General features: G+C 44.6%; 20 protein-coding genes, 2 tRNA genes and 1 rRNA gene. 11 read left to right on the top strand and 12 right to left on the bottom strand.

Annotation, left to right across the window (positions count from 1 at the left end):
• Positions 1 to 35 precede the first annotated feature (35 nt).
• From L1D60_RS18080 to L1D60_RS18055, 6 genes are all read left to right on the top strand, one after another.
• Complete coding sequence (locus tag L1D60_RS18080; protein WP_004740353.1) at positions 36 to 644, top strand: peroxiredoxin C; 609 nt, start codon at positions 36 to 38, stop codon at positions 642 to 644.
• 305 nt (positions 645 to 949) lie between these two features.
• Positions 950 to 1,699 (top strand): copper homeostasis protein CutC, encoded by a 750-nt coding sequence (locus tag L1D60_RS18075; protein ID WP_239842325.1) that lies wholly within the window; start codon positions 950 to 952, stop codon positions 1,697 to 1,699.
• A 90-nt stretch (positions 1,700 to 1,789) separates the two neighbouring features.
• The gene (locus L1D60_RS18070; RefSeq protein ID WP_239842324.1) at positions 1,790 to 2,719 is read left to right on the top strand and encodes a LysR family transcriptional regulator; all 930 of its coding nucleotides are present in this window, start codon (positions 1,790 to 1,792) and stop codon (positions 2,717 to 2,719) included.
• A gap of 135 nt (positions 2,720 to 2,854) precedes the next feature.
• Positions 2,855 to 3,574 carry a YadA C-terminal domain-containing protein gene (locus L1D60_RS18065; protein WP_239842323.1) on the top strand — a complete coding sequence of 240 codons (720 nt, stop codon included), beginning with the start codon at positions 2,855 to 2,857 and terminating at the stop codon, positions 3,572 to 3,574.
• Positions 3,575 to 3,674: 100 nt separating this feature from the next.
• Positions 3,675 to 4,232 carry a porin family protein gene (locus L1D60_RS18060; RefSeq protein WP_239842322.1) on the top strand — a complete coding sequence of 186 codons (558 nt, stop codon included), beginning with the start codon at positions 3,675 to 3,677 and terminating at the stop codon, positions 4,230 to 4,232.
• 67 nt (positions 4,233 to 4,299) lie between these two features.
• Positions 4,300 to 4,794, top strand: a complete 495-nt coding sequence (locus L1D60_RS18055) for a hypothetical protein (protein ID WP_239842321.1) — start codon at positions 4,300 to 4,302, stop codon at positions 4,792 to 4,794.
• 63 nt (positions 4,795 to 4,857) lie between these two features.
• Here L1D60_RS18055 and phoU read toward each other — a convergent pair whose 3' ends face one another.
• From phoU to L1D60_RS18035, 4 genes are read right to left on the bottom strand one after another with little or no spacing between them, the layout of a single operon-like run.
• Positions 4,858 to 5,556 carry a phosphate signaling complex protein PhoU gene (phoU, locus tag L1D60_RS18050; RefSeq protein ID WP_032551280.1) on the bottom strand — a complete coding sequence of 233 codons (699 nt, stop codon included), beginning with the start codon at positions 5,554 to 5,556 and terminating at the stop codon, positions 4,858 to 4,860.
• Positions 5,557 to 5,596: 40 nt separating this feature from the next.
• A complete protein-coding gene (gene pstB, locus L1D60_RS18045) occupies positions 5,597 to 6,415 on the bottom strand; it encodes a phosphate ABC transporter ATP-binding protein PstB (protein WP_032551279.1) in 819 nt (272 codons plus the stop codon).
• Entirely contained in the window at positions 6,416 to 8,116 is a 1,701-nt protein-coding gene (pstA, locus tag L1D60_RS18040; RefSeq protein ID WP_239842320.1) for a phosphate ABC transporter permease PstA, read from the bottom strand.
• A gap of 24 nt (positions 8,117 to 8,140) precedes the next feature.
• Positions 8,141 to 10,357, bottom strand: coding sequence for an ABC transporter permease subunit (locus L1D60_RS18035; protein ID WP_239842319.1), 2,217 nt, complete (start codon positions 10,355 to 10,357; stop codon positions 8,141 to 8,143).
• A 205-nt stretch (positions 10,358 to 10,562) separates the two neighbouring features.
• Here L1D60_RS18035 and ppk1 point away from each other — a divergent pair, with 205 nt between their 5' ends.
• Both ppk1 and ppx read left to right on the top strand, forming a co-directional pair.
• Positions 10,563 to 12,662: a polyphosphate kinase 1 gene (gene ppk1, locus L1D60_RS18030; RefSeq protein WP_239842318.1), complete on the top strand. Its 2,100-nt coding sequence runs from the start codon at positions 10,563 to 10,565 to the stop codon at positions 12,660 to 12,662.
• Positions 12,649 to 14,286: an exopolyphosphatase gene (ppx, locus tag L1D60_RS18025; protein WP_275665740.1), complete on the top strand. Its 1,638-nt coding sequence runs from the start codon at positions 12,649 to 12,651 to the stop codon at positions 14,284 to 14,286. The genes ppk1 and ppx overlap by 14 nt, the downstream gene beginning before the upstream one ends.
• Positions 14,287 to 14,296: 10 nt before the next feature.
• Here ppx and L1D60_RS18020 read toward each other — a convergent pair whose 3' ends face one another.
• Genes L1D60_RS18020 through phoB form a run of 3 tightly spaced genes read right to left on the bottom strand, consistent with a single transcriptional unit; the run spans position 14,297 to position 17,294 of the window.
• On the bottom strand, positions 14,297 to 15,274 hold the full coding sequence (locus L1D60_RS18020; RefSeq protein WP_275665739.1) for a phosphate ABC transporter substrate-binding protein PstS family protein: 978 nt from the start codon (positions 15,272 to 15,274) through the stop codon (positions 14,297 to 14,299).
• A complete protein-coding gene (gene phoR / locus L1D60_RS18015; protein ID WP_239842317.1) occupies positions 15,271 to 16,569 on the bottom strand; it encodes a phosphate regulon sensor histidine kinase PhoR in 1,299 nt (432 codons plus the stop codon). The genes L1D60_RS18020 and phoR overlap by 4 nt, the downstream gene beginning before the upstream one ends.
• Before the next feature lie 35 nt (positions 16,570 to 16,604).
• Positions 16,605 to 17,294, bottom strand: coding sequence for a phosphate regulon transcriptional regulator PhoB (gene phoB / locus L1D60_RS18010; RefSeq protein WP_032551271.1), 690 nt, complete (start codon positions 17,292 to 17,294; stop codon positions 16,605 to 16,607).
• A 195-nt stretch (positions 17,295 to 17,489) separates the two neighbouring features.
• Here phoB and rdgC point away from each other — a divergent pair, with 195 nt between their 5' ends.
• From rdgC to L1D60_RS17995, 3 genes are all read left to right on the top strand, one after another.
• Positions 17,490 to 18,404: a recombination-associated protein RdgC gene (gene rdgC, locus L1D60_RS18005; protein ID WP_152468190.1), complete on the top strand. Its 915-nt coding sequence runs from the start codon at positions 17,490 to 17,492 to the stop codon at positions 18,402 to 18,404.
• Positions 18,405 to 18,579: 175 nt separating this feature from the next.
• Positions 18,580 to 19,980, top strand: coding sequence for a tRNA 5-hydroxyuridine modification protein YegQ (gene yegQ, locus L1D60_RS18000; protein WP_239842316.1), 1,401 nt, complete (start codon positions 18,580 to 18,582; stop codon positions 19,978 to 19,980).
• 15 nt (positions 19,981 to 19,995) lie between these two features.
• Positions 19,996 to 20,250, top strand: coding sequence for a YfhL family 4Fe-4S dicluster ferredoxin (locus L1D60_RS17995; RefSeq protein ID WP_032551266.1), 255 nt, complete (start codon positions 19,996 to 19,998; stop codon positions 20,248 to 20,250).
• Between the two features lie 40 nt (positions 20,251 to 20,290).
• Here the strand turns inward: L1D60_RS17995 and L1D60_RS17990 are convergent, their stop codons facing one another.
• The 5 genes from L1D60_RS17990 to rrf form a co-directional block, all read right to left on the bottom strand.
• Complete coding sequence (locus L1D60_RS17990; protein WP_032551264.1) at positions 20,291 to 20,599, bottom strand: hypothetical protein; 309 nt, start codon at positions 20,597 to 20,599, stop codon at positions 20,291 to 20,293.
• 260 nt (positions 20,600 to 20,859) lie between these two features.
• The gene (gene mepA / locus L1D60_RS17985) at positions 20,860 to 21,705 is read right to left on the bottom strand and encodes a penicillin-insensitive murein endopeptidase (protein WP_239842315.1); all 846 of its coding nucleotides are present in this window, start codon (positions 21,703 to 21,705) and stop codon (positions 20,860 to 20,862) included.
• Between the two features lie 720 nt (positions 21,706 to 22,425).
• Positions 22,426 to 22,502 (bottom strand) — tRNA-Trp (locus tag L1D60_RS17980).
• 36 nt (positions 22,503 to 22,538) lie between these two features.
• A tRNA-Asp gene (locus L1D60_RS17975) sits at positions 22,539 to 22,615 on the bottom strand.
• Between the two features lie 41 nt (positions 22,616 to 22,656).
• A 5S ribosomal RNA gene (gene rrf, locus L1D60_RS17970) occupies positions 22,657 to 22,772 on the bottom strand.
• Positions 22,773 to 22,775 lie beyond the last annotated feature (3 nt).

Here is a 22,775-nt window from a genome sequence, read left to right as displayed (position 1 = left end):
GTATTGGGCCAACTAATTTTTTAGGAGATTCCAAAATGGTACTAGTAGGTCGTCAAGCCCCTGACTTTACTGCAGCAGCTGTTCTAGGTAACGGCGAAATCGTTGACAACTTCAACTTCGCAGAATTCACAAAAGGTAAGAAAGCGGTTGTTTTCTTCTACCCACTAGACTTCACTTTCGTTTGTCCTTCTGAGCTTATCGCTTTCGACAACCGTCTTGAAGATTTCCAAGCTAAAGGCGTTGAAGTAATCGGTGTTTCTATCGATTCTCAATTCTCTCACAACGCATGGCGTAACACTGCTATCGCTGATGGCGGTATCGGTCAAGTTAAGTACCCACTAGTTGCTGACGTTAAGCACGAAATCTGTAAAGCATACGACGTTGAGCACCCAGAAGCTGGTGTTGCTTTCCGTGGTTCTTTCCTAATCGACGCAGACGGTCTTGTACGTCACCAAGTTGTTAACGACCTACCACTAGGCCGTAACATCGACGAAATGCTACGCATGGTTGACGCACTAAACTTCCACGAGAAGAACGGTGAAGTTTGTCCAGCACAATGGGAAGAAGGTAAATCAGGTATGGACGCATCTCCAAAAGGTGTTGCAGCATTCCTATCTGAGCACGCAGACGACCTAAGCAAGTAATTACATTCTTAAGCCCGCGCTCAACTCGGGTGAATGGTTGGAAGCTCTCTTAGTAGCCAAAGGCACAAGAAGCGTAAAGCAATAGCACAAAGTGCAACGCCAATCAGTTAAGAAGTAAAGTCTTATTAAAAGCCCGAAGTTCACGCTTCGGGCTTTTCTTATATTGATCAGAACCTTCTTACCCATTTCTCTCAATTGAGGCAGCGATTACCGAAAAGATTTACCCCTATTTCGTTCCCTTTCCCTCTACCCTTTCATTACTCGCTATTGCTATCATCCAGTTATCCCCTCTTCGGAACGACAAAATGAAACCTGAATTAGAAGTATGTATCGATAATCTCGAATCCCTTCACCTTGCAATAGATGGGGGAGCAGATCGCATAGAGCTCTGCTCATCTCTCTCTCTAGGTGGGCTAACGCCAAGTTTTGGTTTTATGAAGAAAGCGGCTGAGCACTCTTCCGTTCCAGTTTATGCCATGATCAGGCCAAGACAGGGAGACTTTATCTTTAGCTCAGAAGATATCGAGTGCATGCTTGAAGATATTGAGGCAGCTTCTATTGCAGGGCTTTCAGGGGTCGTATTAGGCGTAACCAACTCGGATGGCAGTCTGGACATAAGCGCATTAGAGCAACTCACTAACAAGGCAAAGAGCCTCAACTTGGGTATGACTCTCCATCGAGCGATTGATGTTTGCGCAGATTATGAACGTGCATTAGAACAAGCTATCGAATTGGGCTTTGAAAGAATTCTCACTTCCGGACTTGCTCTAACTGCTGAGCTTGGAATTGATATCTTAACGGAAATGGTAAAACAGGCGAGCGGACGCATTGATATCATGGCGGGAGCTGGTGTAAACGCCGCAAATGCGTCGATTCTGTTAGATTCATCTAATGTTGATGCACTGCATTTATCCGGAAAAACTACCCGTACTAGCAGCATGAAGGCAACATCATCTACAAAAATGGGAAACCACGATGTTGATGATTACCTTATTCCTATTACTAGCTCAGAAAAAATAAGAGCCGTAAAAACCGTAATCCTCAATCACATTTAATTGTTTAACAAAGCGTTACCGAGTAATACTGGTTTATCGATTAGAGTCGCGTATATTGTTTAAACCAGTTAACGACATTAACGGATAGATATGGCAAAGGATTTATTTGGCACACTCGACCTTAACTTGCTACGAACCTTTTTGATTGTTCATCAGGAAAAAAATACTCGTAAGGCCGCTGAGCGTCTTTTCGTTACACAACCCGCAGTGAGCCAAGCATTGCAAAAACTCAGACACCATTTTGGTGATGACCTATTTGTTAAGGTGCATGGCGGATTACAACCTACTCATTTTAGCGAGCAATTGGCCAATGAACTTGCACCGCATATAGATGGGATTAAAAGTGCCGTGAACTCTTCCTATGGTTTTGACCCTAAAGAGATCGATTACCCAATAAAAATTGCCCTATCACCCGTAGTACTCGCTTGCTTGTCCGGCTCACTCTACAAAACCATCACACAGCAAGCCCCAAACTGTAAATTGGAACTGGCAAGTTGGACTACAGCTTCTGCCGAGGATATTCGAAAGGGTGATGTTTTGATGGGAATTGCGTACCAACTCCCTTATGTATCTAAAGAAATTTACGCTCAAAAGCTTGTTGATATTGAGGGCAGACTCTTTGTACGAAAAGACCATCCAATTAAACAGTCCACCGTCAAACCGCAAGATCTTGCAGGCTACGAAATCGCATCTCTAATATCACCAGGGTGGAACGACAATTTCAGCCAAGCTTCTAAAGTGCTTGACGCGTATTCGATTCCCCATCGCGTCGGCTTCCGATCCGAGATGGTATTAGCCATCATCGATGTATTGCTCAATTCCGATATGCATATGCCACATTCAAACCTCTTTCCTATCCAAAATTACCCTAACCTACGAGTTATTGATGTGGATCTCGAAGAGGAGGAAAAAACGATCTCCGTATACAACCACATTCACATCAAAAACCGCAATAACCCTTTACACAACTGGCTCGATAGCGTGGTCAAGAAGGCACTCAAAGAACAACTTAATAAGTAATACTTATCAACCTTATATGAAACTCTACTTAGCCTAAAAATAATACACTGTTTAATATTCACTCCATCGACACGGAGTCAACCAATTAAGCCATAGTAGGGATGCTCAATATTCAAATTATTGAGAGTGTATTCAATGAAAAAATCAATTATTGCGGTATCTCTAGCTAGCGCATTTTCTTTCAATGCTTTTGCAGAAGCAGAAGTTCAAAACCCAATTTGGAATCAACCAACAAATCCAATCGAAGCAGTACCGGAGCAACCTGTGCTTCCAGGTATCGACAATAGTGTTCCTGGTGTACCAGACCGTCCACAACCACCTGTACATGTTCAGCCACCAATTGAAGCAGCGCCAGAACAACCTGTTCTTCCTGAAGTTGACAATGGCGTACCTGGTATCCCGGATCGTCCGCAGCCACAACGCCCTACAAACCCAATTCAAGGTACACCAAGTAATCCTGTTGAAATTCAGCCAGAGCATCCAATCCAAGATGGTGACTACGCTCCTGACATTTCAGGCCCAACCGAATCAGAGCGAACTTCTGCTCTAGAACTTGGCTTCCAAGCAATGGCTGAAGAGTACAACCAAAAGTTCAATGAGCATCAAGAGCAGATGGATGGTATCCGTGCGAGCTTACACGCGGTAACGAACGCACGCCCATTCGTGACTAACGGTGAATTTGCTGTCGGTGCAGGTGTTGGTTTTGCTGGCTCTAAAGAAGCGATTGCTCTAGGTGGCGCTTACGGTATCAGTGAACAACTGAGCGTATCAGGCACATTCAACTACGAGACCTCAGGCAAGTACTCATCATCAGATGTCTCTGGTGGCGTGGGTGTCCAGTTTAACTTCAAGTAACACTCTCTCCCCTACTAAGGATGGTGGGGGACCTTTTTCTTCAGGGAGCTTATTCACCTAAGTGCTGGATGCGCTTACTTTAATTATTAATGAGAGTGTTATGAAAATTGTACAAACAATCGCTTTAACTACCGCCCTTTTATCAACGGCTAGCTTTGCTGCACAAGATGCCTTTTCGGGTCATCGAGTAGGTGCTGGCTTCTCTACTGCTGAAATAGACTATGTGTATTCCGGATATCCAAATGCCGATTTAGGTAGCGGACTCAAGCTGGAATATGGTTACGATTTAAACCGTATTTTTGGCTTTAACGCATCGATGGATTACATCACCGACGATTACAGCTTCAGCAGTATTAAGTACGAGTCGAAAGTCACAACCATTAAGTTAGACTCAGACATTGGTTATACATTTGATTTAGATGGGTTCAATCTTAAACCTTATGGCGCAATTGGTTTAGCCCGCATCATTGATAAACAAACAATTAGCGATGTACAAGATAGCTACACCATCTCAAGAAACGATACCTCTATTCTGATGGGTGCAGGTGTACGCGCACACTTTGACTTTGGCTTATACAGTGATCTTCGCTTCAACTTTATGATGCTTGATGACTACGACATCGATCAGCTATCCATTACTTTCGGATACAAGTTTTAGCCCAACACTTTAAACCATCGCATCAAGGAGTATTTCGCCAAGGTGGGCACTGATTAGTAGGTCATCTATGAAACTCAAACATATTGCTCTAGCTCTCTCTTTTTTAAGCGCGCCATTTGTTCATGCAAACGGTCTTCACCTTTCCCCTGAACTCAAAATTGGTGCTTACCATGGATTTGGTATGCAGGCAGGAGTGACTGAAGTCGCCAATTTTGATGCGGTTTACCTTAGCTACTCTCACCTTTGGTATGAAAGTGACAGATATGACGAGTCTGTTGACTCATATCGACTGGGTATCCAAAAAAGTTTTGGCGCGCAAGGTACGCACGGATTTCAAGCTGAAATTGGTTTTGCTACCTACGATGGCGACAAAACACGTTCGGAGGTTACGGAAAGCAAATCTGCTACAGGATTGAGCATTGGAGGAGCTTACGTTTACCAAGCAACATCTGTGCTCGCGCTAAGAGCTGGGGCTGATATGAACATCTTCGACCATAACAAAACTTATATCCCTTATGACACCACGATTAACCTCAATCTTGGTGCCATCATCAGTTTTTAGTACTAATAGCGAATTTCAAAAAATAGCGGCTCAGCTTCGAAGATTATTATTCAAGCCGTCAGACTATTTCAAAGCGTCATCTAGGCTTTGGTTTCCTAGATGGCGTACATCTTTCCCTTTCACGAAATAGATGATGTACTCACAAATGTTTTGGCATCGATCTCCCACACGTTCTATGGCACGAGCCGACCACATCACTTGTAGAATATTGGGGATGTTTTTGGGGTCTTCCATCATATACGTCATCAACTGGCGAATTACCGCCTCATATTCAGCATCGAGCTTATCATCAAGTTTATGCACTTCCGCTGCAGCATCGACATCCATGCGTGCAAAAGCATCAAGAACCTGATGCAGCATCGCAATAGCATGGCGACAGAGTGGTTCTAATGAAACATGGAATTTCTGGTTCTTAGTAGAAGGGATATCAATCGCACCTTGAGCAATCTTAGATGCGACATCACCAATACGTTCAAGATCAGTAATGGTCTTAATGATCGCCATAATTAAACGCAGATCTTTCGCTGTGGGTTGTCGCTTGGCAATGATTCGAGTACAAGCCTCATCAATCGACACTTCCATTGCATTGACCTTATGATCATCTCGAATCACTTTCTTAGCCAATTCAATATCATCTTTATGCAGTGCCTGCATTGCAAAAGAGAGCTGCTGCTCCACGAGGCCGCCCATAGTCAAAACATGAGTACGTATTGACTCAAGCTCCACGTTAAATTGTCCAGATATATGACGACCGAAATGCATGTTCGCTCCTAAATGATGGCTTACTATGACGATAGTAAACTTAACCGTATCTTCCTGTAATGTAGTCTTCTGTTTGATTTTTCAATGGTGATGTAAAGATTGAATCTGTATCTGAGTACTCGATCAACTTACCCATATGAATAAAGGCGGTGTGATCACTCACTCGCGCTGCTTGTTGCATGTTATGAGTCACAATCACTACCGTGTATTGCGTTTTAAGATCGTTAATCAGTTCTTCAATCGTCAGTGTTGAGATAGGGTCGAGTGCCGAGGTTGGCTCATCCAATAACAAGACTTCAGGTTCAATTGCCACCGCACGCGCAATCACCAAACGCTGTTGCTGACCACCGGACAAACCAAACGCGTTTTCATGCAGTCGATCCTTTACTTCATCCCATAACGCTGCTGCACGCAAAGAGCGCTCGACCGCATCATCAAGATCACGACTGTTACTCATACCTTGAAGGCGCAGACCGTAAACCACATTTTCATAAATCGACTTAGGGAAAGGGTTTGGTCTCTGAAAAACCATACCCACGCGTCGGCGCAAGGTAGCAACATCTACTTGAGGATCATAAACATTGTGACCATAAAGTTTCACTTTGCCAGAGACTCGACACCCTTCCACTAAATCATTCATTCGATTGATGCAGCGCAACAAGGTCGATTTTCCACACCCCGAAGGCCCGATAAATGCAGTTACCTGTCCTTTAGGGATCTTCATTGAGATGTCATCCAGTGCTTGGCTCTCTTTGTAATGAAGATTTAGCCCCTCAATCGAGATAGCGGTTTGCTCATCCGTTAGATTGTGTACATCAAGTGGGGCGTAATAACCCAAGGTTTCATTAATTGAAAACATCTAATCTTGTCCTAAGGTTCGGTACTTCTCACGCAAATTATTGCGGATATTAATCGCGGTTAGGTTCAACCCAACAATCACAGTAACCAAAAGAAACGATGTGGCGTACACCAATGGTCTTGCCGCTTCGATGTTTGACGTCTGAAAGCCAACATCATAAATATGGAAGCCTAAATGCATGAACTTTCGATCTAGATGCACATAAGGGAACTGACCGTCGACCGGTAAACTAGATGCCAGCTTAACGACACCCACCAGCATCAATGGCGCTACCTCGCCTGCTGCACGCGCAATCGCGAGAATCAAACCCGTAATGATCGCTGGGCTTGCCATCGGTAACACAATGCGCCATAGCGTTTCAAACTGTGTTGCCCCTAAAGCTAATGAACCGTGACGAACGGCACTAGGGATTCGCGTTAAACCTTCTTCTGTCGTGACAATAACCACGGGAAGAGTTAACACAGCCAAAGTCAGTGAAGACCATAACAGTCCAGGAGTACCAAAGGTTGGAGCTGGTAAACGCTCAGCATAAAACAGCGTATCAATCGAGCCACCGATCGTATAAACAAAGAAACCTAAGCCAAATACCCCATACACAATCGACGGAACACCGGCTAAATTAATCACCGCAATACGAATTAGACGCGTGAGAGCATTAGTCTTCGCATATTCATGAAGATAGATAGCAGCAATGACACCAAGAGGCATCACCACAATCGACATTAATATCACTAGCAACACAGTACCAAATATTGCTGGGAAAACGCCACCTTCTGAATTTGACTCCCTCGGGTTTTCCGACAAAAACTTCCAGATCTGTTTAAACCAATGCGTCACTTTCTCAGCATAGTTCATCTGGTTTGGATACCAGTAATCTAGAATATGGCTCAAAGGAATCTCAACGTGCTGCCCGGTCATGTCTTCAACAATTAAGCTTTCGATGTTGAGCTGAGTTCTTAGTTGCTCCAAACGCAATTCGGCATCATCAAGCTGCTCATTGAGTGTACGTCGGGTGTCTTCATAACTTTTTAAGTAGCTATCGCTAACCGTTGAGTTTAGCTCTAGCTTTCGCTTTTCAAGTCTTAACTTCTCTAATTGCCAACTGATCCCACGGATCTCTTGATTCACGATCCGAGAGGTTTCTTCACGAAGCACATCTGCAAACGCAAGACCATCTTCCAAAGACTGATCTATATCGGTCACACTTGAGCCAGCAGCGCTTTCAAAACCAATCGGCTTACCAAAGAAGTATCCACCTCGACTGCGCTCTATCACTGCCCACTCTTGCGGCTCGGTTGGCTGCTGCAAATTGATATCTAAAATAGAGACGAAATCGGCTGGGTATAGCTCTCGGTTGGCTACTTTAATGCTTAAGCGCTTCACCAAACCCGTCGCGAGTTGTTGCTCAGATAAATACTCTTGAGATTGCGGGATCTGTGAGATAGGAATGTACTTATTCTCATACAGCTGCCCGATAAGGCGATCAGGTGAACCATTTAGCTCAACCTGTGAAAGGGTCGACTCATCAAGTTGCCACTGGTACAGAGGAGCGGGCCAAAAGTACGTTAGTCCCTTCCAACCGATTAAGAGCATCAATCCAAGCACGGAAAGCATACTGATACTCACCGCACCACCGGTCAGCCAAATCCAAGGGGAGCCAGACTGTACCCAGTTAAGTAGAGATTTAAATTTATTGGCCATGAATACTATGCTGCCCCTTCAAAACTATAACGCACGATACTTGTCGCGCAGTCGTTGTCTTACCCACTCCGCTAAGAAGTTTACAGCGAAAGTAAAGACAAACAGCAGCAACGCCGCTAAGAATAATAAGCGGAAGTGGGAGCCACCAACTTCGGATTCAGGTAGCTCAACTGCGATGGTCGCAGATAGCGTTCTCATCCCCTCTAAGATGTTCCAATCTAAAATCGGGGTATTACCTGTCGCCATAAGTACAATCATGGTTTCACCCACAGCGCGCCCTAACCCCATCATGATTGCAGAGAAAATACCCGGGCTTGCAGTCAGTAATACCACATAAATCAGTGTTTGCCATGCCGTAGCACCTAAGGCTAGCGACCCGTCAGAGAGATGCTTGGGTACAGAGAAGATCGCATCTTCTGCGATGGTAAAGATGGTAGGAATCACAGCAAAGCCCATAGCAAAACCAACCACCAGAGCGTTTCTTTGGTCAAAGCCAATGCCGTATCCAGCAAGAAAAGTGCGAATATCCCCACCAAACAACAGAGCTTCAATCTGATTCCCTAACAAGAACACACAGATAATGGTAATAACTAACACCGGTATCAGTATCAATGCATGCCAGCCATTAGAGAATCGGCGAGTAAAGCCTTTAGGAATTACATACCAAACCAACCCGGTCAGCAATGCACTTAATGGAAGGGCAATCATCAAAGAGAAAACCGCCGTAAGATGGGTTTCGACAATAGGCGCAAACCATAAACCAGCCAAGAAGCCGATGATAACAGTAGGCAAAGCCTCCATAAGTTCAATCGACGGCTTCACAACTCGGCGCATTCTTGGCGACATGAAATAGGCCGTGTAAATGGCACCTAACACAGCAATCGGCGTTGCAAAAAGCATCGCAAACAACGCAGCTTTAATCGTTCCGAAAGTGATCGGTATTAAGCTGAACTTCTCTTCAAAGTCGTCATTGGCTGATGTCGATTGCCATACGTAAGCAGGTTCTGGATAGCTTTCATACCATACCTTCTGCCACAAGGAGGACAGTGAGATCTGAGGATATTCATTATCAACCGCGGCTACGCGAATTTCATCGTCTATCAATGCCACGAGATGTAATTCATTAGCGGACATCGCGGCCAACTGTGGCGATTTTTCAAAGGCACGCTCAAACAAAGACAGTTTTTCACTGGTGGTGTAATGGCTTTGCAAAGTGCCATTTTTATAGAAGCTGTAAAAGCCCTTTCGATAGGTGTCGGGCAGAATGAACTGTACTTCTTCTGCGAGTTGAAAGTCTCGAATGTGGGTTAGGCTGCGCTGTTTATCCTTGAGCACATCAAACCATTGTGAAACCTGCCCATCGTTATGGGTAACGAGCAGAGAATAAGCGCCAGACAGCAGATCAATCGTCTTCACGGCGTGTTTTTCATCACTCAGACTCAAGTCCACCAGCTCTCTAACCGAAAACTGGGATTGGCTGAGTGTTAGTACCGCCAGCTCAGATCCTGCTCTCAAGTAAAGCGTATTGCCATCAGGTGTCATCAAGATCTGATCTTGTTGACTAAACTTAGTTGAGAGCCATTGACTTGCCTGCTGATGGTAATTGCCTTGTAGATCGGCTTGATACCATTTTACAAGTAAACGCTGATCGGTGAGCTGAGCAGTGATGGTCAACTGTGAGCCATGACGTGAGAAAGCAAAGTGCTCTATCTCAGCTCCATTACTTTCCGTCACCAATAAGAAACGTTCAATGGTATTTAATCGTTGTACCTTAGGTTCAGCAATACTGTTCGGTTTGTATAACGGCGCGCTAAATTCAGGAGAGAAGAAGGTGATGTCGCCACTGTTCATCGCAAATGCAAACCAATTTTCCGCTGGAGTATTACGAGCGAAAGCAACCGGTGCTGCGATAATCTGCTCAGAAAAATAAGAGTCTGAGTTTTGTGTATCTAAGTCCCAAAACTGTACTTTACCTGAGTTTTCAATAGTAAAGGCATGCTTACCATACTCATCGACGGACAGCGCTACAGCATTGTTTACATTAAGAGACTTTCGATTATCACTGACCTGGATATCAGCATCAGAGAATACCGGCAGGATGACCATAGCGAGATAAATGAAGATCAGTACTAAAGCTGCCAGAACACTTACCCCGCCGCACGTCACAGAAAAGCGGACAAGACGGTCTTTCAACCATCGCTTCTTGTCTTTTTCTTTCAGTGAAAATTGGCTTGGGGTCATCTTTCTATCTACCTTTTTTGAGCTAATATCATAATATTTCGATTAGATGACAATTATATTACAGGTCACATTAAATAACTGAAACTAGTAGCAACTTTTGCATAAACTTTCAATTGCAATAATACCGTAACAAAATGAGCATACGCTGCTTATTTTTTATAATTTAAGCCCCAAAAAATGCGTCAGTCAATCAAGGAGAGTCTTAATGAATGCGGAAAAACTCTACATAGAAAAAGAACTTAGCTGGCTCTCTTTTAATGAGAGAGTATTGCAAGAGTCCGCAGACAAACATGTTCCTTTGATAGAACGTGTCCGCTTTTTGGGTATTTTCTCCAACAACTTGGACGAGTTTTACAAAGTTCGCTTTGCTGATGTCAAACGCCGAATCTTAATTAACCAAGAGCGCGGCATTAATGATAATTCAAAGCATCTCTTGGCTAAAATGCAAACCAAAGCACTAAAACTCAATCAAAGGTTTGATGAACTCTACAATGAATTGATTCTAGAGATGGCAAGACGGCGCATCTTTCTGGTCAATGAAACACAATTAAATGAGTCGCAGATAAAGTGGATCCGAAAGTATTTTCGTAAAGAAATACTGCCTCACATCACCCCGCTACTGATGACCGATGAGATCGACGTATTACAATTTCTAAAAGATGAGTATGCGTATCTCACCGTCGAGCTAGAAAAAGATCAACAGTCCAGTTATGCCCTGATCGAAATACCGACCGATCACCTCCCTCGCTTCGTTAAAGTGCCAGAACCGAAAGGCAAGCGTCGCAAGACCATCATTCTGCTCGACAACATCATTCGCTACTGTATTGACGATCTATTCAAAGGGTTCTTTGAGTACGATAGCCTCAATTGCTACGCCATGAAGATGACCCGAGATGCCGAGTATGATCTCAGTTATGAAGTCGAGCATAGTCTGCTAGAGCAGATGTCGGAAGGGGTCGCACAAAGATTGAGTGCCATGCCTGTGCGCTTTGTGTATGAGCATACCATGCCTGAAAAGATGCTCCATTTCTTATGTAACAAACTTGGGATGTCTAACTATGACAGCTTAATCCCAGGTGGCCGATATCATAATTTCAAAGACTTTATCGCCTTCCCAAACATGGGTCGTGAGTACCTGGAAAATAAACCTCTCCCCCCGATGAAGTGCGCCGACTTCGACGGCTTCCACAACACATTTGATGCGATCAAAGAGAAAGATATTCTACTCTATTATCCTTATCACACCTTTGACCATATCACAGAGTTGGTTCGCCAAGCCTCGTTCGATCCTAAAGTGATCAGCATTAAGATAAACATCTATCGAGTGGCGAAAAATTCCAAGCTGATGAACTCGATCATTGATGCTGTACACAATGGAAAAAGCGTCACAGTGGTGGTTGAGTTGCAAGCTCGCTTCGATGAAGAGGCCAACATTGAGTGGGCGAAAGTGCTTACCGAAGCCGGCGTACACGTTATCTTTGGTGCACCCGGCTTGAAGATCCACTCAAAGCTGCTCTTGATTAGCCGTCGCGAAGGGGAAGAGATTACCCGCTATGCTCATATCGGTACTGGCAACTTCCATGAAAAAAATGCTCGCATCTATACGGACTTCTCTCTCCTGACTGCCGACCAAGATTTGGCAAATGAGGTACGTAACGTTTTTGAGTACATTGAAAACCCATACCGCCCTGTACACTTCGATCACTTAATTGTTTCACCGCGCAATTCTCGTAAAAAACTATACCGCCTGATCGATGGTGAGATCTCAAATGCCAACGCCGGCAAGAAAGCGCAGCTAACGCTAAAAGTGAACAACCTTGTAGACAAAGGGTTGATTAATAAACTCTATGGTGCAAGCAGTGCAGGTGTGAAAATTCGCATGATCATTCGAGGTATGTGCTCTTTAGTTCCAGGCGTGGAAGGTATCAGTGAAAACATTGAAATTATTAGCATTATTGACCGTTTTCTTGAGCACCCTCGCGTCATTATCACGCATAATGATGGAGATCCACAGGTCTACATCTCGTCTGCAGATTGGATGACTCGAAACATTGACCACCGCATTGAAGTTGCGGCACCAATCCGTGATGAACGTTTGAAACAACGTATCATTGATATTGTAAATCTCCATTTTACCGATACAGTTAAAGCTAGATGGATTGATAAAGAGATGAGCAATAATTACGTTCCACGTGGTAACCGTAAAAAAGTTCGCTCACAAGTCGCCATCTATGATTACCTCAAGCAGGTCGAAAAGCACACCAGAAAAGCCAGGGAACCAAAGCCAGACGATGAGCAAAACTAACGATGCTTCCTCTAAAGAAAAAAATACTTCCCTAGATACCGCCTTGCTTGAGGCGGCATCTACGCCAATCCGAAATGTCGCGGCCATTGACTTAGGCTCCAACAGCTTCCACATGGTCGTCGCGAAGGTCATTGGCCAAGAGCTACAACTTGTCAGCCGCCACAAACAGCGCGTGCGTTTAGGTTCTGGCCTAGACAGCCAGTCTAACCTCAGCAACAGTGCCATGGAGCGAGGCCTTGAGTGTTTAGCTATGTTTGCAGAGCGCATACAAGGTTTTGAGTTAGACAACGTTCGTATCGCGGCAACTCATACCCTTCGACAAGCAAACAATGCTCATATTTTTATCCAGAGAGCAAAAGAGGTACTCCCTTTCCCAATTGAAGTGATCCCTGGCCAAGAGGAAGCTCGTCTCATCTATCTTGGCGTTGCGCACACCCAACCCGAATCCGACTCTAAACTGGTGGTTGATATTGGCGGGGGCAGTACCGAACTGATCATTGGTGAAGGCTTTGAAGCCAAGCTGGTCAATAGTAAACAAATGGGCTGTGTAAGTTTTACTCATCGCTATTTCGCCAATAATAAACTCTCATCAAAGAACTTTGCTAAAGCGATAATCGCTGCCCAACAGCGCCTCGAGCCACTGACTGCACAATATAAAAAGAGAGGCTGGGAGGCCGCTCTAGGCTCTTCAGGTACGATTAAAGCCATCAAAGAAGTCCTAATTGGCTTAGGTTATGAAGACTCAATCATCACAGAGAAAAGATTAGAACACCTTATCGATACCTTATGCGAGCACAAAACCATTGACGATATAGACATTAAGGGATTAACCGTTGAGCGTCAGCCGGTATTTGCGGCGGGTGTTGCTATTCTTACGGGTATTTTCAAAGCGTTATCGATCAAGGAGATGCACTTTTCAGATGGTGCACTTCGAGAGGGTCTGTTGTATGAAATGGAAGAGCGCTTTCAACGCTCCGATATTCGAATGCGAACCACGGAAAACTTAGCACTCAAACATCAGGTCGACTTAGAACATGCGGCACGGGTTAAAGGCCAAGCCTTAGAGTTTATCCATCAACTGCAAGACTCACTTGGCATCAAGAAAAAAAGTCAGCTATTTGACCTCTTAAGTTGGAGTGCCCTACTCCATGAAGTCGGTCTTAGTATTAGCTTTCAAGGATTTCATCGTCACTCTGCCTACATCTTAAAGCACACCAATATGCCGGGCTTCAACAGTGAGCAGCAGTCGGTGATGGCGACTTTGGCACGCTTCCAACGTAAGTCTTTAAAGCTTCAAGAGATACCCGATTTCAGCCTGTTCAAGAAAAAGCAGATAATCGGTTTAGTGAAAATTCTTCGTTTAGCTATTTTATTGAATGGACAGCGTAATGATGCGCCACTGTTAGATATTAAAATAGAGCCCGTAAATAAAGATCATTGGAAGCTGAGCTGTAATAACCCAGAGTGGCTGACTGAAAACAAGCTGCTCGCTGCAGATTTAACACAAGAGCAAGAACTCTGGGAGCAAGTCGATTGGCAGCTTAGCTTCGATAACCATCATTTCAATAACAATGACTTAGAAGACAATAGTTTCGATGATAATACCGAAGCCAAGCCTTCATAAAGTAGCGCGATTACAGTCCAACTTTAGCTAGCTCTTGTTGGGCAAACTCTCTTGGAATCGCTACGTAGCCATCCTTTTCAACCAACTCTTGCCCCTGCTTTGAGAACACAAAAGTTAGGAACTCCTGCTCTACTGGTGAAAGCGGTCTCTCTGGATGCTTATTCACATAAACGTAGAGGAATCGAGATAATGGGTAATCACCATCAATGATGTTTTCTCGCGTAGCATCAACGTAATCATCACCTTGAATTGCTACCGGAATCAATTTAACGCCAGCCACTCGATAGCCTATACCTGAGTAACCAATACCACTAATCGACGATGAAACAGACTGAACTACTGAGGCAGAGCCCGGTTGCTCATTGACACGGTTTTTAAAATCACCGCCACATAGCGCATTCATTTTGAAGTAACCATATGTCCCTGAAACCGAGTTTCGTCCGAACAACTGAAACGGGTGCTTAGCCCAACTTTGGGTGATACCCAGGTCTTGCCAAGTCTCATAGGATTGATTGGCACCACAGCGTAGAGTTTGAGAAAAGATCCCATCAATTTGGCGAAAGTTCAGCCCTTGAATGGGATTATCTCGATGAACAAAGATACCAATAGCATCGATAGCAACTTTAAGTGCGGTCGGCTTATATCCATGTTCACGCTCAAAGGCTTCAATCTCACGAAGGCGCATTGGTCGGCTCATTGGCCCTAAGTGTGCTGTGCCCTCGGTCAATGCAGGAGGAGCGGTCGACGAACCTGAAGCCTGTACCTGCGCATTCACATTTGGGTAGTAAGTCTTAAACTCTTCCATCCACAGTGTTGTCATACCAGCCAAGGTATCTGATCCAACCGATAAGAGACTTCCCGAAATACCATGGACTTTTTTGTAGTCTGGCAGAGATTCCGTAGTTTGCTCAGAACGAACGATGCCACTCATGGTTAGAGTGGCAATCAAAAGGCTAGAGACGGACAATTTTCTCATCAATTGACTCATTGAACTGTTAGACGGCTTGGTAGCGTAAAGGAGAAACGACTCCCAACGCCAACTTTACTCTGTATTTCGAGATGTGAGTCGTGATGGCTGAGTGCATGCTTCACAATCGCGAGCCCTAAGCCACTCCCTCCGGTATCTCGAGATCGCGCCTTATCTACACGATAGAAACGCTCAGTTAATCTGTGCAGGTGTTGAGGCTCAATACCATCACCGGTATCGGAGACATCTAGACAGGCACCTTGACTGGTTTGATACCAACGCACCTTCACCGTAGCGCCTGCAGGTGTGTATTTCACGGCGTTGTACACCAGATTGGAGATAGCGCTGCGCAGCTGATCTTCATCGGCGAGAACACGTAAGCTCTTATCGATATCAAATTCAAGCTTATGCTCTTTATCACCACTCAAACTTGTCGCTTCTTTCTCGAGTACCTCGAGCATCGCAGGAACATTAACCACTTCATCCAGGTCATGCATTGGAGCCGCTTCAATCTTGGATAACGTCAACAATTGATTGACTAGACTATTCATGCGATTCAACTGCTCTGTCATCACCCCATGCGCTTTACTCCACATCGGGCCGACAACCATATCTGGGTCTTCAGTCATCTCAAGGTATCCTTGAAGCACAGTCATTGGTGTACGCAGTTCATGAGAAACGTTAGCAAAGAAATTACGACGCATGCCCTCAAGCTGCTTAAGCTGAGTAACATCACGCACCACCATAAGGTGCTCGCCCTCAGTGTAGGGCACGATACGTAATTCCAGCATACGCTCGACATTCAGGGGAGAAGGCATCTCTAATGGCTCAGAGAAGTCCTGTTTATTGAGGTACTTTATGAAATCTGGAGTGCGAATCAGATTGGAGATCGGCTGACCAGAATCATCCGGCCAACGAAAGCCGAGTAAGTATTGAGCGAGTTTGTTACACCAAACAATATTGCCTTCACTACGAAATACCACAACGGCATCAGGCAGCGATTCCGCACCATTACGGAAACGACGAATCAGATTGGTTAACTCTTTACGCTTACGACGCTGTCTCTGTTGCATGCGATAGATGCCGTTAAACAGAGATTCCCAATTTCCAGAACCTGAAGGTGGTGTTAATCGCTTTTCATCCCACAACCACGCCGATAGACGCATTTGATTGTGAAGATGCCATGCCAACTGCAATACCGTAGCAGCCAACAATAACCAAGGCAGATAGCCAAATATCCAGCCAACTATAAACCAAGGTGCGTAAAAAAAAGCCAGCTCCCAAGCCAGCTTCTTCCAGGTTAACTTTTCAACCATTCAGGACTCCGTAAATCGGGCATCGAAGCCATATATTAAGCTTTTGTAGAGAAGCGATAGCCAGCACCGCGAACTGTTTGAATCAGTTTATCGTGACCTGCCGCTTCAAGAGCTTTGCGAAGGCGACGAATATGTACATCCACAGTACGGTCTTCTACGTAAACGTTGGTTCCCCAAACATTATTCAGTAGCTGCTCGCGGCTATATACACGCTCTTGATGCGTCATAAAGAAATGCAACATTTTGAATTCTGTCGGTCCCATATCAACAGGGCCGTCACTCGCGGTAACACGGTGAGAAACAGGGTCAAGCTTGAGGCCTTGCACGTCGATCACATCTTCGAGAGCCGTTGGTGTCACACGACGAATGACCGCTTTCAGACGAGCAACCAGTTCTTTTGGTGAGAATGGCTTAGTGATGTAGTCATCTGCGCCCACTTCTAAACCACGAACCTTGTCTTCCTCTTCACCACGCGCTGTCAGCATTACCACTGGGATGTTACGAGTGAGTTCTTCGCGCTTCATATGCTTGATGAAATTAATACCGCTACCACCCGGTAGCATCCAATCTAGTAATACTAGATCTGGGAAAGGTTCACATAGCTTGTTAACCGCTGTATCGTAATCTTCAGCTTCTACTGCTTGGTAGCCTTTTTGTTCAAGTACAAAACACAGCATCTCACGAATAGGTGCTTCATCCTCAACGACCAGAATCCTTCTCGACATAATTGAATAGCCTTTGTATTTAATCAACGCATTGCATTATCAGAGTTAATTATGACACTTTTGTGACCTTTGAAAACAAATTTTAATATAACTGTCTCAATCGTTTCACTTTAGAAGTTTTGATAGCGAATTAACGACAAATTCGATCAAATCCCCTATGATGGAGCACTTCTAAAAAGGTATGAGAAAAAGTATATGTGGTTTAAAAATTGCCTAGTGTATCGCTTCAATCGTGATATTGAGTTCAATGCAGACAAGCTAGAGAAGCAGCTAGAAGAATTTCGCTTCACACCTTGCGGCAGCCAAGACAAACAGAAGTTTGGTTGGGTTCACGCTATGGGTAAGCACGGTGACATGATGACGCATGTTTCTGAAAACCGCATTCTGATTTGTGCAAAGAAAGAAGAGAAGATGCTACCCGCTTCAGTGATCAAAGAAACATTGAATGCAAAAGTAGAAGCGCTTGAGGTTGAATCAGGCCAACCTGTGAAGAAAAAAGAGAAAGACAGCATCAAAGAAGACATCATCATCGATCTTCTTCCGCGCGCGTTCAGTCGCAGCAACTTCACATACGCTTTGATCATGCCAAAAGAAGGCTTCATTGTTGTTGATGCGAGCAGCTACAAAAAGGCCGAAGACGTATTGGCATTGCTACGTAAAACAATGGGTAGCCTACCTGTGGTACCTGCAATTCCAGAGCGTGCAATCGATGAAACCCTAACGGAGTGGGTGAAAACGGGCGACACTCCGCAAGGCATTAACATGCTGGACGAAGCAGAGCTTAAATCTATCCAAGAGGATGGCGGTATCGTTCGCGTTAAGAAGCAAGAGCTAGAAGCTGACGAGATCAAGAACCACATCGAAGCAAACAAAGTCGTCACTAAGCTTGCTGTTAACTGGCAAGATCGTATTGAGTTCATTCTTGGTGAAGATGGCAGCATTAAGCGCCTGAAATTCAGCGATGACCTTAAAGACGAAAACGACGACATTCCACGTGAAGATCAAGCAGCTCGATTTGATGCCGACTTCTCTCTACTGTGTGGTGAGTTCAGCGCTTTCCTACCAAATCTATTTGATTCTTTAGGTGGTCTACCTCACCCTGAAGCATAATCAAGTCAGGCTCTCAAGGTCTATTCTCTTGAGAGCCCGCTAATACCCCTGCTTTTATTATTGGCTTCTACCCTAAATAACTAGTGTTGGATCTCATTTTAGCGTAAAATTTGCGCCCCTTTGATATCACTTGGTGATGTCAACCTGACTTGAGATCAGATTAGAGAAAGAAGCAATGACGACACAAAAACCATTTGTACCAGAACTATTATCACCAGCTGGTAGCCTTAAAAACATGCGTTATGCATTTGCCTACGGTGCAGATGCGGTATATGCAGGCCAACCTCGTTACAGCCTTCGCGTTCGTAACAACGAGTTTAACCACGAAAACCTACAAATTGGTATCAACGAAGCTCACGCCCAAGGCAAGAAGCTGTACGTTGTGTGTAACATTCAGCCGCACAACTCTAAACTGAAAACATTCATCCGCGACCTAAAACCGGTTGTGGAAATGGGCCCTGACGCTCTTATCATGTCAGATCCAGGTCTTATCATGATGGTTCGTGAAGCATTCCCAGAAATGCCAATCCACCTATCTGTACAAGCAAACGCGGTTAACTGGGCTACAGTAAAGTTCTGGGCAGCTAATGGTGTTGAGCGCGTAATCGTTTCTCGTGAACTATCACTTGAAGAGATCGAAGAGATCCGCGAACACTGTCCTGAAACTGAGCTAGAAGTATTCGTTCACGGTGCTCTATGCATGGCGTACTCTGGTCGTTGTCTGCTTTCTGGTTACATCAACAAACGTGACCCTAACCAAGGTACGTGCACTAACGCTTGTCGTTGGGAATACAAAGTAGAAGAAGGCAAAGAGAACGAGACTGGCGACATCGTTGAGAAGTTCGATCCAGCTGAAGCACAAGCTGTTGAGGTTCAAGACGAGCGCCCTGAAACGACTATTGGTCGTGGTAAGCCAACAGATGAAGTGGTTCTACTTTCTGAAGCACACCGCCCTGAAGAGAAAATGGCTGCGTTTGAAGACGAGCACGGCACATACATTATGAACTCGAAAGACCTACGCGCGATCCAGCACGTTGAGCGTCTAACGAAGATGGGTGTTCACTCTCTGAAAATCGAAGGTCGTACTAAGTCTTTCTACTACTGTGCTCGTACCGCTCAGGTTTACCGTAAAGCAATCGATGATGCCGTGGCAGGCAAACCATTCGATGAGAGCCTAATGGGTACTCTAGAGAGCTTAGCTCACCGTGGTTACACCGAAGGCTTCCTACGTCGTCACACTCACGACACGTATCAGAACTACGACTACGGTTACTCTGTATCCGATGCACAACAATTCGTTGGTGAATTCACAGGTAAACGCCGTGGTGACCTAGCTGAAGTAGAAGTGAAGAACAAATTCATTATTGGTGACAGCCTTGAGCTAATGACGCCAAAAGGCAACGTTGTTTTCACTCTAGAAGCGATGGAAAACCGCAAGTCACAACAAATTGAGGACGCAAAAGGAAACGGCCACTTCGTATTCATTCCTGTACCTGCAGATATGGATCTAGAATACGGCCTATTAATGCGTAACCTAAACTCTGGTCAGGATACTCGTAACCCAACAGGTAAGTAACCTTAAGGCTGAAAGATGGCTCTGCTAATAACTGACAAGTGCATTAACTGTGATATGTGCGACCCTGAATGCCCAAATGGTGCAATCACTATGGGTGACACGATCTTCGAGATCGACCCAGATCTCTGTACTGAGTGTAAAGGTCACTACGAAAAGCCGACGTGTCAGTCTGTATGCCCGATAACAAAATGTATCATTACAGACCCAAATCACATCGAAACTGATGATCAACTCTTAGAGAAGTTCGTCATCATTCAAGGCCTCACCTAAAATTAAAAGGTTCAACTTAGCGTTAAGTTGAACCTTTTTTTTATCCTGACTTCTCTATCGGGTAAATATTACAGAACAAGTCTTTCTCGAATTGATACTCTAGCCTCTCTCTCCAATTGGATGCTTGAGAGACATGTACAAGGTAAAAGTTTTCTCGACTTGTGTCGGTTACGAAGGCCATCCCATACTGCATCAACTCATAATGCACATCATTGATAAAACCAGGGTCTACGCGCTGTCGCCCTGTTAAGCTATTTAAATCTTCTCGTGTTAAAGAAACACCTGAAACCTCACTGCTAAATCTATGCCTTAACCACTCAGAAAACTCCTTCGCACAAATCATTGTCATGGTTTTGTCCTCGAATTACTTATCGACGGGTATCTAGACTCTAATTCTTATATACGGCGTGTAAGTCCTATTTGTCACCCCAAAAACATTCTTGTTATGACCCAACTATGCCACTTCGACTCTGTTTTTGTTTTTGTCGGATTGTGAAAGATGAAATATCAAACGATATTCTTATTTACTCTTTACTCACTCTAGACAAAAGTGTGACATTTCTCCAGTTTCTGAAGCGATTCAAAAACCGGTAATTTTGCTTCGAACGATCAGTTAGCGATGACAGATGAACAATATTCTGGCATCACCTTTTTTTTCTTTGGTTTTGATTTGGCGACTTTAGTCGGTGGAGGAACTGGTATCTGTTTAGGCGTCCAACTTGCAAGTTCATAACCACAACCATCCCCTTTTGGTGGTGCTTTCTGCTCAACACAACTCGCTGCATCTTTAGGACAGTGGAGACGAACATGAAAATGCGAATGATGCCCCCACCAAGGTCTTATCTTTCCCAGCCACTTGCGTTCATCACCCTGTGTTGTCTCAGAATCACACAGTGTTTGTTTAATTACTGGGTGGACGAATATACGCGCGACATTCGGATCTTTTGCCGCATATCGAAGTACTTCAAAGTGGTTGTCTTGCCAATTTTCTTTACGCAACTTGTAATTAGTTAGGTCAACGACACTTATCGGTGTAGGCACGGCTAGTTGATTCAGAGAAAGGTTCTTATCATTCAGTCTAAGCCATATATCAATGTCTAATCCGGTTTGGTGACTAGAGTGACCAGAGGAGAAGCGGCCGCCACGAGGAAGTGAAATATCACCGATCATAAGCACTTGATTCAGATTGTCATTAACACTTTTACCAAGCTCTTCTACAAACCTAATCGCATCTGTATGGCCATAATATCGCTTTCTCTGAGGACGTATAACCTGATAACCCAAACCTTGTAGCGGAAGTGCCTGCGCACCATCTAAACAGCCGTTGGCATAAGAGCCTATTGAACTAGTTTGATTACGTGTCGGGCTATCTACACCTTCCCATTGCGTAGGAACCGCGTGCACTGACAAAGAGACCAAGAACAATAATAACCCGTTCCCCCATTTCTTTAGCATTCCTTATCCCTCTCATCATTTTACTGCACTGTCAGCCCTTGATTATGAGCATAGCTGAATATTGTAAAAACTAAATCTAACAACGAACTTATACGAGCAAAGTCTTGCTCTGAGATCTTTATTGGTTGATAAGAAGTTAATATAGGTGAGGGGTTCAGCTCGTAATGATAAGAGCCTATCTAAATCTATAGAGGGAGGGAGAGGTTCAATTGGAGCAAAAGGATTACTGCTATCACCTAGAAGTAACGACATACCTTTGTTACAGAAAGTAAAAAGGCTCTAGTCTTTCGATTAGAGCCTTAAATATGGCAGGGGTGGAGAGATTCGAACTCCCAACACGCGCTGTTTTTGGTAAGTCGGGGAATCCGCTGCTCTGCCAATTGATTACTTCAATATCAAAAAGCAAAAAGGCTCTAGTCTTTCGACTAGAGCCTTAAATATGGCAGGGGTGGAGAGATTCGAAAGCTTCGCCTCAACGCGCGCTGTTTTTGGTAAATCGGGGAATCCGCTGCTCTGCCAATTGATTACTTCAATATCAAATAGCAAAAAGGCTCCAGTCTTTCGACTAGAGCCTCAAATATGACAGGGGTGGAGAGATTCAAAAGCTTCGCCTCAACACGCGCTGTTTTTGGTAAATCGGGGAATCCGCTGCTCTGCCAATTGATTACTTCAATATCAAAAAGCAAAAAGGCTCCAGTCTTTCGACTAGAGCCTTAAATATGGCAGGGGTGGAGAGATTCGAACTCCCAACACGCGGATTTGGAATCCGCTGCTCTGCCAATTGGAGCTACACCCCTGTAGTTGTTTTAAAGACTTAACTTTGTCTGAATAAGTGGCGGAGTGGACGGGACTCGAACCCGCGACCCCCGGCGTGACAGGCCGGTATTCTAACCAACTGAACTACCACTCCGCAGTGGTAAACACGTCTTTAGACGTGGTTCCAAAATTAAAGCCTGGCGATGTCCTACTCTCACATGGGGAAGCCCCACACTACCATCGGCGCTATTGCGTTTCACTTCTGAGTTCGGCATGGAATCAGGTGGGTCCACAACGCTATGGTCGCCAAGCAA

Origin of the sequence: Vibrio sp. Isolate30 (assembly GCF_022397975.1) — a bacterium.
GTDB classification, from domain to species: Bacteria; Pseudomonadota; Gammaproteobacteria; order Enterobacterales; family Vibrionaceae; genus Vibrio; species Vibrio fortis.
Note: the sequence above shows the minus strand (reverse complement) of the source record. Positions and strands in the feature narration are given on the sequence as shown.